The organism is Streptomyces sp. NPDC018610, from assembly GCF_044391765.1.
GTDB lineage: Bacteria > Actinomycetota > Actinomycetes > Streptomycetales > Streptomycetaceae > Streptomyces.
Map to the genome: position 1 here is coordinate 194,116 of NZ_JBISAL010000011.1, position 14,086 is coordinate 208,201.

At 74.2% G+C, this 14,086-nt stretch carries 7 protein-coding genes; 5 read left to right on the forward strand and 2 right to left on the reverse strand.

Features of this window, described 5'->3' with window-relative positions; translation table 11 throughout:
- Positions 1–61: 61 nt before the first annotated feature.
- Entirely contained in the window at positions 62–3,013 is a 2,952-nt protein-coding gene (locus tag ACH5A8_RS27335) for a lysylphosphatidylglycerol synthase domain-containing protein (protein ID WP_399006260.1), read from the reverse strand.
- Positions 3,014–3,199: 186 nt separating this feature from the next.
- On the opposite strand from ACH5A8_RS27335, the gene ACH5A8_RS27340 reads away from it, so the two are divergent.
- The 5 genes from ACH5A8_RS27340 (at position 3,200) to nudC (ending at position 13,712) form a co-directional block, all read left to right on the forward strand.
- Entirely contained in the window at positions 3,200–3,586 is a 387-nt protein-coding gene (locus ACH5A8_RS27340) for an MGMT family protein (protein WP_399006262.1), read from the forward strand.
- A 303-nt stretch (positions 3,587–3,889) separates the two neighbouring features.
- Entirely contained in the window at positions 3,890–7,480 is a 3,591-nt protein-coding gene (locus ACH5A8_RS27345) for an ATP-dependent helicase (protein WP_399006264.1), read from the forward strand.
- A gap of 101 nt (positions 7,481–7,581) precedes the next feature.
- Positions 7,582–11,196 (forward strand): UvrD-helicase domain-containing protein, encoded by a 3,615-nt coding sequence (locus tag ACH5A8_RS27350; RefSeq protein WP_399006266.1) that lies wholly within the window; start codon positions 7,582–7,584, stop codon positions 11,194–11,196.
- Positions 11,197–11,206: 10 nt separating this feature from the next.
- Positions 11,207–12,610, forward strand: a complete 1,404-nt coding sequence (locus tag ACH5A8_RS27355; RefSeq protein WP_399006268.1) for a dipeptidase — start codon at positions 11,207–11,209, stop codon at positions 12,608–12,610.
- A 157-nt stretch (positions 12,611–12,767) separates the two neighbouring features.
- The gene (nudC, locus tag ACH5A8_RS27360) at positions 12,768–13,712 is read left to right on the forward strand and encodes an NAD(+) diphosphatase (protein WP_399006270.1); all 945 of its coding nucleotides are present in this window, start codon (positions 12,768–12,770) and stop codon (positions 13,710–13,712) included.
- Between the two features lie 76 nt (positions 13,713–13,788).
- Here the strand turns inward: nudC and ACH5A8_RS27365 are convergent, their stop codons facing one another.
- Positions 13,789–14,031: a mycoredoxin gene (locus ACH5A8_RS27365; protein WP_399006272.1), complete on the reverse strand. Its 243-nt coding sequence runs from the start codon at positions 14,029–14,031 to the stop codon at positions 13,789–13,791.
- Positions 14,032–14,086: the final 55 nt, after the last annotated feature.

Consider the following 14,086-nt stretch of genomic DNA (forward strand, 5'->3'; position numbering starts at 1 on the left):
TACCCGGCACGCAGGCGTCCTCGTCCCGGACCTCCTGGCAGGAAGCTCGGGGACCCCTGGCCTAGAGGAACCCCTTGCGGCTGAGGTGGTTGAAGGCCAGCCAGCCCGGCAGCACCGGCAGCCACAGCGTCAGCAGCCGGAACATCAGCACCGCCGGCGCGGCCACCTCCTTGGGCAGGCCCACGGCGATCAGGCCGACCGTCAGCGTCGCCTCGACCGCGCCCACCCCGCCCGGGGTCGGGGCGGCGGAGCCCAGGGCGTTGCCGGCGAGGAAGACGACGGCGACGCTGGCGATGCTCAGCGAGGTCGACTCGTCGCCGAAGGCGCGGATGGAGGCGTCCAGGCACATCACGAAGCAGGCCGTGAGCAGCAGCATGCCGCCGATGCCCGTGACGAGCTTCTGCGGCCGCTGCAGCACGTCCAGCATGCGCGGCACGACGCCCGCGAACAGGGACCGTACGCGGGTGACGACGAACTTCCGCAGGAACGGCACGGAGGTGACCACCAGCACCAGCACCGCGACCGTCAGCAGACCCGCGATGACCGTCCGGGACGGCGACAGCGACGGCGTCTTCTCGGTGCCGGTGAGATAGCCGAACGACAGCAGCATCAGGATGTGACAGCCGAGCCCGAACAGCTGCGACGCGCCCACGCTCGCCACCGCCAGTCCGGGCCGTACGCCGGACCGCTGCAGGAAGCGTGTGTTGAGGGCCACGCCGCCGACCGCCGCCGGCGCCACGATCTTCACGAACGATCCGGCGACCTGGGCCGCCACGGTCCGCACGAAGGACACCCGCTCCGGCACGAAGCCCAGCAGCGCCATCGCGGCGGCCACGTAACTGAGGGCCGAGAACAGCACCGCCGCCACCAGCCAGCCCCACTGGGCGTGCGCGAAGAGCGTGCCGAACTGGATGTGCGTGAGCTGGGTGAGCAGGTAGTAGGCGCCGATGGCGCCCGCGATGAAACTGATCAGGGTGCGGGGCCGGATCCGCTCCAGCCGGGCAGGCTCGACCGGCGCCTGCGGCCTGATCCGCAGCACCTGGTGACGGATCTGCGTCAGCAGGTCCTCTTCGCGGGCCTCGTCCAACGCCTCGTCGAGGGCCCGCTTCTCCGCGCGTGCCTCGGCCCGCTCGGCCTTCTTGTCCGGCTTGTCGGGCTTCTCCGGCGCGGACGGCCCGGCCTCGTTCGCGGCCTGCTCCAGCCGGGCCTGCTTGGCCTGCCTGGACGCCTCCAGGACCGCCTCGCGCTCCCGCTGCGCCCGCTCCCGGGCCAGTCTGCGCAGCGTCGCGCGGGTGCTGCGCGTCAGCGCGATGGGCTGCAGCATGGGCAGGCAGTCGGCGACCGCGTCGGGCCCGAGGACACCGACGGCCGAGGCCACGGCGCGCTCGGCGCCCACCCGCAGGCCGAGCGTCGTCACCAGCTGTGCGACGTCCATGCGCAGCAGCAGGTCGCCGGCCGCGATCTCGCCACCGCGCAGATCGGTGAGGACCACCCTGCCGGAACGATCCACCACGATCGCGTCACCGGCCAGCCTGCGGTGCGCGATGCGCCGCGACTGCAGCGCGCGCACCTGCTGCCAGGTGTGGTGCAGCAACTCGTCGGTGATCTCCTCGTCGGCCAGCGAGTCGAGGGTGTGCCCGCCGGTGTGCTCGTAGACCAGCATCACCGCGTCGGGGCCCAGCTCGGAGGTCGCGATCAGCTTGGGCGCGTTGGCGCCGGCCGCGATGGCCGCGTAGGCGAGCAGCGCCTCCTGCTCCAGGGCCTGGCGCAGCGACTGCAGGCTGCTGCGGGTGGCGAAGCCGCGCAGGGTGAGGTTGCGCCACGCCCGGTAGAAGAAGCCTTGTGCCTGCTGTTCGCGGTCGACGACCGTGACGTCCAGAGGCGGGCCGTCCTCCAGGGTGACGAAGTAGCGCCGGCCGCGGTCGCCGCCGTCCGCGGCGCTCTCCGCCGGTTCCTCGCGGGCCGCGCTGACGGGGTGGAAGCCGACGGTCCGCAGGCCCGCCATCAGCGTCCGTCCCGTGGGCCGGACGTTCGGCGAGCCGACCGCGTACAGGGTGCCGTAGGCGATGGTCCAGCCGATCAGCACCGTCAGGATGATCGAGAACGGTGTCGTGTAGCCGGTGACCAGCATCGAGAAGGCGTCCAGCAGCAGCACGATCAGCAGCACCGAGCGCCAGCGCGGTCTGCGGGACATGCCCACCGCGGTCATGTACGCGATGACCGGGGCGAGGTAGCCGTGCACCGGGTCGGTCAGCGCGTGGAGGTCGCCGGGGGAGGGCTGGGTGAGCGCCTCCTGGATCGAGTGCGGGGCGGCCTTGGCCACCCACAGGTCGGTGGCGAGCGTCACCCCGTGCGCGAGGACCGCGGCGAGGACGCCGTCGGCGATGCGCAGGCCGTCGCGTTTGATCAGGCGTTCGATCGCGAAGGCGACCGGCACCAGGAGGATCGCGATGCTGGAGACCAGGCCGGCGATCTTGATGAGCAGGTCCGGCGCCTGACCGGTGCCCTTGTTGATGTCCTGCTCGAGGCCCGAGGTGGTGCCGTGCGCGAACGCGGCGATCGCCAGCAGGACGACGATGGCGAGCACGCCCACGAGGAGCCGCATCAGGTCCGAGGGGCGGTGCACGCGCGCGGGGAGCAGCGGTTCGTCGCCCTCCACCTCGTCGATGTGGGTCACGTCGGACGAGCCGTCGTCCGGCTTCCGCGGTGCCGCGGCCGCTTCCTGGTGCCGGGTCGCGCCCGCCTTCCGGCCGGCCGCCGTGCGGCCCTGTCCGACCGTGCCGTCCTGTCCGACCGCGCGGTCCTGCTCGGTCGTACCGTCCTGCTCGGTCGCGCCGTCCTCGCCGGTCACGCGGTCCTCAGCGGCCTCGTGGTCCCGACCGGCCGTGCGGGCCCGGTCGTCGCCGCCGTCGCCGCCGGTCGCGCGACATGCGCCGTTCGTGTCCGTACCTGGACGCGACGAGACCCCAGAGGTGCCCTCCGCGCCGTCGGGGTGCACACCCTGCTGCTTCATGCTCTCTTCTTGGTCTCGTATCACCGGTCACCGCCCGCACGATGGTGGCATGCCCGACCGACACTCGGGGGCATCAGGGTGCGGATGCGGGGTCCGCCAGTCTGCCCGAAGCGTCGCGCGGCGGCGACGGGCACGCCCGTTCCCCGGCCCCTCGCGCTGTCGGTGGTGTACGGCAGGATGGGTCGGATGAGCGAAGTGAGCCCTGCGGGCGCCGACGGCGCGGAGCATGCCGAGGAGCTGCCCGAGTACGCCGAGCGCGTCCTGGAGGTCGCCGAACTGATCCCGCCGGGCCGCGTCATGACGTACGGGGACGTCGCCGAGTGGCTGGAGGAGGGCGGGCCCCGCCAGGTCGGCCGGGTGATGGCCCTCTACGGGGGAGCCGTCCCCTGGTGGCGGGTCGTACGCGCCGACGGCAGGCTGCTCCCGGGACATGAGCTGCGGGCCCTCGACCGCTACCGCGCGGAGAGCACGCCCCTGAAGGAGGCGAGCAGGACGGCCGAGGGCCACCTGCCCCGGATCGACATGAGGCGGGCCCGCTGGGACGGCGGCGGACGTGCGCAGGGTCACACCTGACAGCTTCCGTCATCCGGCGGCCCGAAGGGGAGCCCGTGGCCCGTACGGGCGAATCCGGGCACGGGCCGGAGATGCCGTACGTTCGTGCATTGCGGGACACACGTGACGGCAGCGCTCCCGGGTGCGGACGGAGGGCGAGGGGAAGCCCTGCTTCCGCGGTGGCGTCGGCGTAGCGTCGGCTGAGCGTGTCCTCCCGCACCCCGCGGGCCCCGCCCCCTTCGCACCCGGAGGCGGCCTCCGCGACCACGGCGCCCGGCGCCGGCAGTGACAGACCCCAGCACACCACCAGGACCGGCGAACCACGTGAGCTCCTCCTCCACCACCAGGCCCCTGCCGCACCTCCAGGTACGGCAGGAAGACCGTGGCGCCTACCGGCTGGTGCGCACCCCGCCCCAGGTGCCCGAGCCCCCTCGCCTCGACGCCGCCCAGCGCGCCGTCGTCGATCACGAGGCCGGCCCGCTGCTCGTCCTCGCGGGCCCGGGCACCGGCAAGACCACCACCCTCGTCGAGTCCGTGGCCCGGCGTGTCGCCCGCGGCCAGGACCCCGAGCGGATCCTGGTGCTGACGTTCAGCCGCAAGGCGGCGGTCGAACTGCGTGACCGCATGGCGCTGCGCACCGGGGCGGCACACGCGCCCCGGGCGACCACCTTCCACTCGTTCTGCTACGCCCTGGTCCGCGCCCATCAGGACAGCGGGCTGTTCGTGGAGCCCCTGCGGCTGCTGTCCGGCCCCGAACAGGACGTCACCGTCCGCGGCCTCCTGGCGGGACAGACCGACCTGGAGCGGCTGGGCCTCGCCCACGTGCGCTGGCCGGACGAACTGCGGGCCTGCCTGACCACCCGCGGCTTCGCCGACGAGGTCCGCGCGGTCCTCGCCCGAAGCCGTGAACTCGGTCTGGGCCCCGACGCCCTGGCCGCCTTCGCGCGCCGCATCGGCCGCCCCGACTGGCAGGCGGCGGCCCTCTTCCTCGCCGAGTACCTCGACGTCCTGGACCTCCAGGGCGTCCTCGACTACGCCGAACTCGTCCACCGCGCGGTGCTCCTCGCCCGCCGCCCAGAGGTAGCCGACCGGCTCGCCGCGCGGTACGACGCGGTCTACGTCGACGAGTACCAGGACACCGATCCGGCCCAGGTGCGGCTGCTGCGGGCGCTGGCCGGGGGCGGCCGGACGCTGCTCGCCTTCGGCGACCCCGACCAGTCGATCTACGCGTTCCGGGGCGCCGACGTGAACGGCATCCTGCAGTTCCCGCAGATGTTCCCGCGCGCGGACGGCGCTCCGGCGCCCGTCGCGGTGCTGCGCACCTCGCGCCGCTCCGGGGCCGCGCTGCTGGGCGCGTCCCGGCTGCTGGCCCAGCGCATGCCGCTCACCCGCCTGCCGGCGGACAAGGCCCGCGCCCATCGGGAGCTCGTCCCGGAGCGGGACGGCGGTCGCGTGGAGGTCCACACGTACCCGACGCCCGGCACCGAGGTGGACAACATCGCCGACGTCCTGCGCCGCGCCCACCTGGAGGACGGCGTGCCGTGGGGCGAGATGGCCGTCCTGGTGCGCGCCGGCGCCCGCACCATACCCACCCTCCGGCGCGCCCTGACGTCGGCCGGCGTCCCCCTGGACATCGACGGCGACGACCTCCCCCTGCGCCACGAACCGGCGGTGGCCCCGCTGCTGACGGCACTGCGCGCGGTGGCGACGGCGGAGGCGGCGCGACGGTCCGGGACGACCGCCGAGCCCCCGGAGCCCGAGCCGACGGAGCCCGAGCCGACGGAGCCCGAGCCGACGGAGCCCGAGCCGACGGAGCCCGAGCCGACGGAGCCCGAGCCGACGGAGCCCGAAGCGTCGGACGGGCGCACCGCGGTCCGGACGGCGGACGGGAGCACGGAAGCCCACGCGGCAGACGGAGGTACGGAGGCCGAAGCGAAGGACCGGCACACGGAGGCTCAGGCGACAGACAGCCGCACGGAGACTCGAGCGGCGGACGGGCGTGCGGCGGCCGGGCACGCGGAGGACGACGCCCCCGCCCCCTGCTGGCTCGACACCGAGACCGCCCTCACCCTCCTCGCCTCGCCGCTCGCCGGCATGGACGCGGCCGACCTGCGCCGCCTCGGCCGCGCGCTGCGTGAGGAGGAACGGGCGGCGGGCAACCCCGTGCCGCCCCCTTCGGACGAACTGCTCGCCCGCGCGCTGGCCGAACCGGAGCGCCTGGTCGCGCACGACCCGGCGTACGCGCGGGGCGCCCAGCGCCTGGGCGCGCTGCTGAGGAAGGCCAGGGAGCGCCTGGCGGGCGGCGGCACCGCCGAGGAGGCGCTGTGGGACCTGTGGGAGGGCACGCCGTGGCCCGGCCGTCTGGAGCGGGCCGCGCGGCGCGGCGGCGCCGCGGGCCGCAACGCCGACCGGGACCTGGACGCCGTGTGCGCGCTGTTCGCGACCGCCGGCCGCGCCGAGGAGCGCACCGGCGGCCGGGGCGCGCTGAACTTCCTGGAGGAGATCGAGGCGCAGGACATCGCCGCCGACACGCTCACCCGGCGCGCCGTACGCCCCGACGCGGTGCGCCTGATGACCGCGCACCGCTCCAAGGGGCTGCAATGGCGGCTGGTCGTCGTCGCGGGCGTCCAGGAGGGCCTGTGGCCGGACCTGCGCCGCCGTGGCTCCCTGCTGGAGGCCGACCGCATCGGCCGCGACGGCCTGGCCGAACCGCTCACCCCGGGCGCGCTGCTGGCGGAGGAACGCCGGCTGTTCTACGTGGCCGTCACGCGCGCGCGTGAACGGCTGGTCGTCACCGCCGTGAAGGCGCCCGCGGAGGACGGGGACCAGCCCTCCCGCTTCCTCACCGAGCTCGGCGTCGAGCCCCAGGACGTCACCGGCCGCCCCCGCCGCCCGCTGTCCGTGGCGGCGCTGGTCGCCGAGCTGCGCGCCACGACCGTCGACCCGGGCGTGTCCGAGACCCTGAGGGAGGCCGCCGCCCGTCGGCTGGCCCGTCTCGCCGCGCTCGCCGACGACGAGGGCCGCCCGCTGGTGCCCGCCGCCCACCCCGACCGCTGGTGGGGGATGGACGATCCGACCGCGAGCAAGGTGCCGCTGCGCGACCGCGACGAGCCCGTCGTGCTCTCCGGGAGCGCCCTCGACCAGCTCGCCAACACCTGTGCGCTGCAGTGGTTCCTCGGCCGCGAGGTGAAGGCCGACGCGCCCGCCAGCGCCGCCCAGGGGTTCGGCAACGTGGTGCACGTCCTGGCCGACGAGGTCGCCTCCGGTCGCAGCCCCGCCGACCTCGCGGTCCTCATGGAGCGCCTGGAGACGGTCTGGAACGCCCTCGCCTTCGACGCGCCCTGGAAGTCGGCGCAGGAGCGGGACAACGCGCGCGTGGCGCTCGAACGCTTCCTGGAGTGGCACGTCCTGGACCGCTCCGGCCGCACCGCGGTGGCCAGCGAGCACACCTTCGACGTGACCCTGACGGCGGGCGGGCACCAGGTGCGCATCCGCGGCTCCATGGACCGGGTCGAGGCGGACGGCGAGGGCCGCGCCTACGTCGTCGACTTCAAGACCGGCAAGCAGGCGCCCACCGGGGCCGAGGTGGCCCGTCACCCGCAGCTGGCCGTCTACCAGCTGGCCGTCCGTGAGGGCGCCGTCGACGAGGCATTCGACGGCGTGCGCCCCGAGCCGGGCGGGGCAGAACTCGTCCAGCTGCGCCAGGGAGCGGCCAAGCGGGACGGCGGCGACAGCCTGCCCAAGGTGCAGGCACAGGAGCCGCTGGAAGGGGAGTGGGTCGGCGAGCTGCTGGCGACCGCCGCCGGGAAGGTCCTCGACGAGAGGTTCGCACCGACCGCCGGCCAGCACTGCGCGCACTGTGCCTTCCGGGCCTCCTGCAGTGCCCGGCCGGAAGGACGCCAGGTCGTCGAGTGAGGCACGTGACGAACCGCACCACCGGTGCCGACCTGCGTCTTTCCTGACCCGGAGGGGCGATCGGGCACGCGTTGTCAGTCCCCGCCGCTAGCCTCTTCGACGTGCCCGCCCGTATCACCGACCCCGAGCAGCTCAAGGAGCTGCTGGGGATTCCGTTCACCCCGGAGCAGACGGCCTGCATCATCGCGCCGCCCGCCCCGCAGGTGATCGTGGCCGGCGCCGGGTCCGGCAAGACGACCGTGATGGCGGCCCGCGTGGTCTGGCTGGTCGGCACCGGCCAGGTCGCCCCCGAACAGGTGCTCGGCCTCACCTTCACCAACAAGGCCGCCGGCGAGCTCGCCGAGCGCGTCCGCAAGGCGCTGATCAGGGCCGGCGTCACCGACCCCGACGTCATCGACCCGGACCACCCGCCGGGCGAGCCGGTGATCTCCACCTATCACGCCTTCGCCGGCCGCCTGCTGACCGACCACGGTCTGCGCATCGGCCTCGAACCCACCACCCGCCTCCTCGCCGACGCCACCCGCTACCAGCTCGCAGCGCGGGTGCTCCGCGAGGCGCCGGGCCCTTACCCGGCGCTGACCCGTTCCTTCCCGGACCTGGTGAGCGACCTCCTCGCCCTCGACGCCGAGCTCGCCGAACACCTCGTACGCCCCGAGGACCTGCGCGCCTGGGACGGCGGACTGCTGCGCGCCCTGGAGGGTGCCAAGCTGTCCAACGCCGACCTGCGCAAGGTGCCCGAGACGGCCGCCGCCCGCCGGGACCTGGCCGAGCTGGTGCTGCGCTACCGGGCCGCCAAGCGCGAGCGGGACCTGCTCGACTTCGGCGACCAGATCGCGCTGGCGGCACGGCTCGCCCGGGTCCCCGAGGTCGGCCGGCTCCTGCGCGAGGAGTTCCGGGTCGTCCTCCTCGACGAGTACCAGGACACCTCGGTCGCCCAGCGCATCCTGCTCGCGGGTCTCTTCGGCGACGGCACCGGACACCCGGTGACCGCCGTGGGCGACCCCTGCCAGGCGATCTACGGCTGGCGCGGCGCGTCCGTCGCCAACCTCGACGACTTCCCCGACCACTTCGCGCACGCCGACGGCCGCCCGGCGACCCGGCAGGCGCTCGGCGAGAACCGCCGCAGCGGGGGCCGCCTCCTCGACCTCGCCAACGGCCTCGCCGAACCCCTGCGCGCCATGCACGCGGGCGTGGCGGCCCTGCGCCCCGCCCCCGGAGCCGAGCGCGACGGGCTGGTGCGCTGCGCCCTGCTGCCCACCCACGCCGAGGAGATCGAGTGGCTCGCCGACTCGATCGCCCACCTCGTACGGACCGGGAAGGCGCCCGGCGAGATCGCCGTCCTGTGCCGTACGGCGACCGACTTCGCCGAGATCCAGGGCGCCCTGGTCGCCAAGGACGTCCCCGTCGAGGTGGTCGGCCTGTCCGGGCTGCTGCACCTGCCCGAGGTGGCCGACCTCGTCGCCGTCTGCGAGGTCCTCCAGGACCCGGGCGCCAACGCCTCACTGGTGCGGCTGCTGACCGGCCCGCGCTGGCGGATCGGCCCGCGCGACCTCGCGCTCCTGGGACGACGGGCGAGGCTCCTCGTCGCCCACGCGCGCGCGACCGACGACGACCCCGACCGCCGGCTCGCCGAGGCCGTCGAAGGCGTCGACCCGGCCGAGGTCGTCTCGCTCGCCGACGCCCTCGACACGTTCCTGGACAGTCCGCTGGACGGCCGCGGGGACGACGACGGGCTGCCGTTCTCCCCGGAGGCGCGGGTGCGGTTCGCCCGGCTCGCGGCCGAGCTGCGCGACCTGCGCCGCTCGCTGTCCGACCCGCTCATGGACGTACTGCACCGCGTCCTGGCCGTCACCGGTCTGGAGGTGGAGCTGTCGGCGTCCCCGCACGCCCTGGCCGCCCGCCGCCGCGAGACCCTGTCGAACTTCCTGGACGTCGCGGCCTCCTTCGCCGCCAACGAGCGCGAGGCGTCCCTCCTGGCGTTCCTCGGGTTCCTGCGCACCGCGGCGCAGTACGAGAAGGGCCTCGACAACGCTCTGCCCGGCGGCGAGAACACCGTCAAGGTGCTCACCGCGCACAGGTCCAAGGGCCTGGAATGGGACGTCGTCGCCGTCCCCGGCCTGGTGACGGGCACCTTCCCCAGCGCCCAGGGCCGTGAGAAGTGGACCGCTCAGGCCAAGGTGCTGCCGCACGAGCTGCGCGGTGACGCGGACACCCTCCCCGACGTCGACGCCTGGGACTCCAAGGGCATGAAGGCCTTCCACGAGGCCATGAAGGAGCACCAGCACACCGAGGAACTCCGCCTCGGCTACGTCACCTTCACCCGCCCCCGTTCCCTGCTGCTCGGCTCCGGCCACTGGTGGGGACCCACCCAGAAGAAACCCCGCGGTCCGTCCGACTTCCTCCAGGCGCTGTACGAGCACTGCGCCGCCGGGCACGGCGAGATCGAGGCCTGGGCGGACGAACCGGAGGAGGACGAGGAGAACCCGGCCCTGCACCGGGCCGAGGCCGACCAGGTCTGGCCCCTGCCTCTGGACGAGACGGCCCTGCGCCGCCGCCGCGCCGCCGCCGCGACCGTCCACGCCCACCTGGACGCCCTCGCCGCGCGCGCGGACGACCGCCCGGCGACCGTCCACGGTCCGGGACCGCACGAGGACTCCGGTCCGCACGCCGCCCCCGACGCGTACGACGACCCCGACTGGCCGCCGCCCCCGGAGGACGACGATCCCTTCTACGGCGAGCCGCCTCACGACGAGCCCCCCTACGACGATCACCCCTACGGCGAACCTCCTCACGCCGACGAGGCCCCTTACGCCCACGAGCCCCCTTACGCCCACGAAGCCCTCGTCCCCGAGGACGCCCCCGACGACTGGGACTCCTGGAGCGGCGACCGCCCGGCGATCCCGCGCCAGGCGACGCCACCGGACCGGCACCGCGCGGCCCCCGAGCCCGAGCGGCCCGGCCGGACCGCCCCCCTGAGCCCGGAGGAGGCCCGCACCGTCGCCTCCTGGGACCGCGACCTCGACGCGCTCGCCGGAGAGCTCCGGCGAGCGCGGCAGAGCGTGACCGACGTGCCCCTGCCGACGACCCTGACCGCGTCGCAGGTGCTGCGCCTGGCCGCCGACCCGGACGCCTTCGCGCGGGAGCTCGCCCGGCCCATGCCGAGCCCTCCGCGGCCCGCGGCACGCCGCGGCACCCGCTTCCACGCCTGGGTGGAGACGCGCTTCGAGGCGCTCACGCTGCCCATGCTGGAGCCCGAGGAGCTGCCCGGCTCCGACGCCGAGATCGCCGACGAACGCGACCTGGAGACCCTGAAGGACGCCTTCGAGCGCACCGCGTACGCGCACCGCACACCCCTGTGCGTCGAGGCCGCCTTCCAGCTGGCGATCGCCGGCCGGGTCGTACGGGGCCGTATCGACGCCGTCTACCAGGAGGGCGACGGCGGCGAGGCGACGTACGAGATCGTGGACTGGAAGACGAACCGCTCCCGCACCGCCGACCCGCTCCAGCTCGCGGTGTACCGGCTGGCCTGGGCCGAGCAGCACGGCGTCCCCCTGGAGCGCGTCACGGCCGCGTTCGTGTACGTGCGCACCGGTGAGGTCGTCCGTCCGGACGGTCTGCCGGACCGGGCCGCGCTGGAGCGGCTGCTGCTCGGGGAGACCGGAGGCGGGCGGCAGTGTGACGAACCGCCCGAACGGGATGGCACCGAGTGCCGATAGGCTCGGGAGCATGAGTCAGACCCCGGACAGCGCCGTCCGCACGTACATCGAGCAGCACCGCAGGGCCTTCCTCGACGACCTCGCCGAGTGGCTCCGCATCCCCTCCGTGTCGGCCCAGCCCGATCACGCGCCCGACGTACGGCGCAGCGCCGACTGGCTCGCCGCCAAGCTCAGGGAGACCGGCTTCCCCACCGCCGAGGTCTGGCGGACCGCCGGCGCACCGGCCGTCTTCGCCGAATGGCCCTCCGAGGACCCCGAGGCCCCCACCGTCCTCGTCTACGGCCACCACGACGTGCAGCCGGCCGCCCGCGAGGACGGCTGGGACAGCGAGCCCTTCGAGCCGGTCCTCCGCGAGGGCCGCCTGTACGCGCGCGGGGCCGCGGACGACAAGGGCCAGGTGTTCTTCCACACACTCGGCGTCCGCGCGCACCTCGCCGCCACCGGGCGCACCGCCCCGGCCGTCCACCTGAAGCTGCTCATCGAGGGCGAGGAGGAGTCCGGCTCCCCGCACTTCCGCACTCTCGTGGAGAGCCACGCGGACCGGCTCGCCGCCGACGCCGTGATCGTCTCCGACACCGGTATGTGGTCCGAGGACACCCCGACGGTGTGCACCGGCATGCGCGGCCTCGCGGAGTGCGAAATCCGGCTGTCCGGTCCCGACCAGGACATCCACTCCGGCTCCTTCGGCGGCGCCGTGCCCAACCCGGCGACCGCCGCCGCCCGCCTGGTCGCCGCCCTGCACGACGAGCACGCGCGCGTGGCGATCCCCGGCTTCTACGACGGCGTCGTGGAGCTCACCGACCGCGAGCGCGAACTCTTCGCGGAGCTCCCCTTCGACGAGCAGCGCTGGCTGCGCACCGCCAAGTCCCGCGTCGCCCACGGCGAGGCCGGGCACACCACCCTGGAGCGCGTCTGGGCCCGTCCCACCGCCGAGGTCAACGGCATCGGCGGCGGCTACCAGGGCCCCGGAAGCAAGACGATCATCCCCGCCACGGCGATGGTCAAGCTGTCCTTCCGGCTGGTCGCGGGCCAGGACCCCGACCATGTCGAGAAGACCGTCCGCGCCTGGGTCGACGAGAACGTGACCGACGGGATCCGGCACGAAACGGTGTTCGGTTCGGCCACGCGCCCCTGCCTGACCCCGCTGGACCACCCCGCCCTGCAGTCCGTCGTCCGGGCCATGGGCCGCGCCTTCGGCGCACCCGTCCGCTTCACCCGTGAGGGAGGCTCCGGCCCGGCCGCCGACCTCCAGGAGGTCCTCGGCGCGCCCGTCCTCTTCCTGGGCATCTCCGTCCCCTCCGACGGCTGGCACGCCCCGAACGAGAAGGTCGAGCTCGACCTGCTGTTCAAGGGCGTCGAGACCAGCGCGTACCTGTGGGGCGACCTCGCCGAGCACTGGCGCGAGGCGTCCTGAGAGGCGGCCACCGTCCGGGGCGCCGTCCCGCGCGGAGCACACTGAAGGGGCCGCCGCGCCCCTTCAGGACCCGCCGGACCCGATCGACGCCTGTCCCACGTCCCGTTGAACCGCCGCCGAAACAACCGTTGTCGCAATGGGGGAGTTGGAAGCACCCGTGACCACCTGGACCGACCACACCACCGACCGCCCCGTCTCGCTCACCGCGCCCAGCGGCGTCGACCGGGCCGCCCACCACCGGCTCGACGAGGCCTGGCTCGCCGCGGCATGGAGCCACCCCACGACCCGCTGCTTCGTGGTCTCCGGCGGTCAGGCGCTCATCGACGAGACGCCCGACGGCCGCACCGAACTCGTCATGACCCCCTCCTTCGAGGCCCCGCTCACCGAGGCGCACCGCTACTTCCTCGGCACGGACGCGGACGGCGTCAGCTACTTCGCACTGCAGAAGGACTCGCTGCCCGGCCGCATGGACCAGTCCGCCCGCGCGGCGGGACTGCGCGAGGCGGGCCTGCTGCTGTCGCCGCGCGACGCGGGCCTGATGGTCCACGCGGTGGCCCTGGAGAACTGGCAGCGCCTGCACCGCTTCTGCTCCCGCTGCGGCGAGCGCACCGTGATCGCCGCGGCCGGCCACATCCGCCGCTGCCCGGCCTGCGGCGCCGAGCACTACCCGCGCACCGACCCGGCGGTGATCATGGCGGTCACCGACGACGAGGACCGCATCCTCCTCGGCCGCCAGGTGCACTGGCCCGAGGGCCGCTTCTCCACGCTCGCCGGTTTCGTCGAGCCGGGCGAGTCCATCGAGCAGTCCGTGCGCCGCGAGGTCCACGAGGAGGTCGGCATCGCCGTCGGCCAGGTCGAGTACGTGGCCAGCCAGCCCTGGCCGTTCCCCTCCAGCCTCATGCTCGGCTTCATGGCGCACGCCACCTCCACGGAGATCGACGTCGACGGCGACGAGATCCACGAGGCCCGCTGGTTCTCCCGCGAGGAACTGCGGGCGGCCTTCGAGTCCGGCGAGGTCCTGCCGCCGTACGGCATCTCCATCGCGGCCCGGCTCATCGAACTGTGGTACGGCAAGCCGCTGCCGACCAGGAGCATGGTCTGAGACCGTGACACACGCGTGAGGGCGGCCCCCGACATCACGGGGGCCGCCCTCACGCGCGGTCTGAGAACGTCCGGACTCAGACGCCGATCTTCTGCTTGACCTGCGCCAGCGACGGGTTCGTCAGCGTCGAACCGTCGTCGAAGAGCACGGTGGGAACCGTCTGGTTCCCGCCGTTCGCCTTCTCGACGAAGGCCGCGGACTCCGGGTCCTGCTCGATGTTGATCTCGGTGTACGCGATGCCTTCGCGGTCCATCTGGCTCTTCAGCCGGCGGCAGTAGCCGCACCACGTGGTGCTGTACATCGTCACGGTGCCCGGCATGTCTCTCGCGCTCCTTCGGCGGGTCGGGGACGTAGTGGTCGCAGTGGAGGAACGT

Coding starts and splice junctions, on each gene's coding strand:
- ACH5A8_RS27335 (WP_399006260.1), bottom strand. CDS start 3,013: ATGAAGCAGCAGGGTGTGCACCCCGACGGCGCGGAGGGCACCTCTGGG.
- ACH5A8_RS27355 (WP_399006268.1), top strand. CDS start 11,207: ATGAGTCAGACCCCGGACAGCGCCGTCCGCACGTACATCGAGCAGCAC.
- ACH5A8_RS27340 (WP_399006262.1), top strand. CDS start 3,200: ATGAGCGAAGTGAGCCCTGCGGGCGCCGACGGCGCGGAGCATGCCGAG.
- ACH5A8_RS27365 (WP_399006272.1), bottom strand. CDS start 14,031: ATGCCGGGCACCGTGACGATGTACAGCACCACGTGGTGCGGCTACTGC.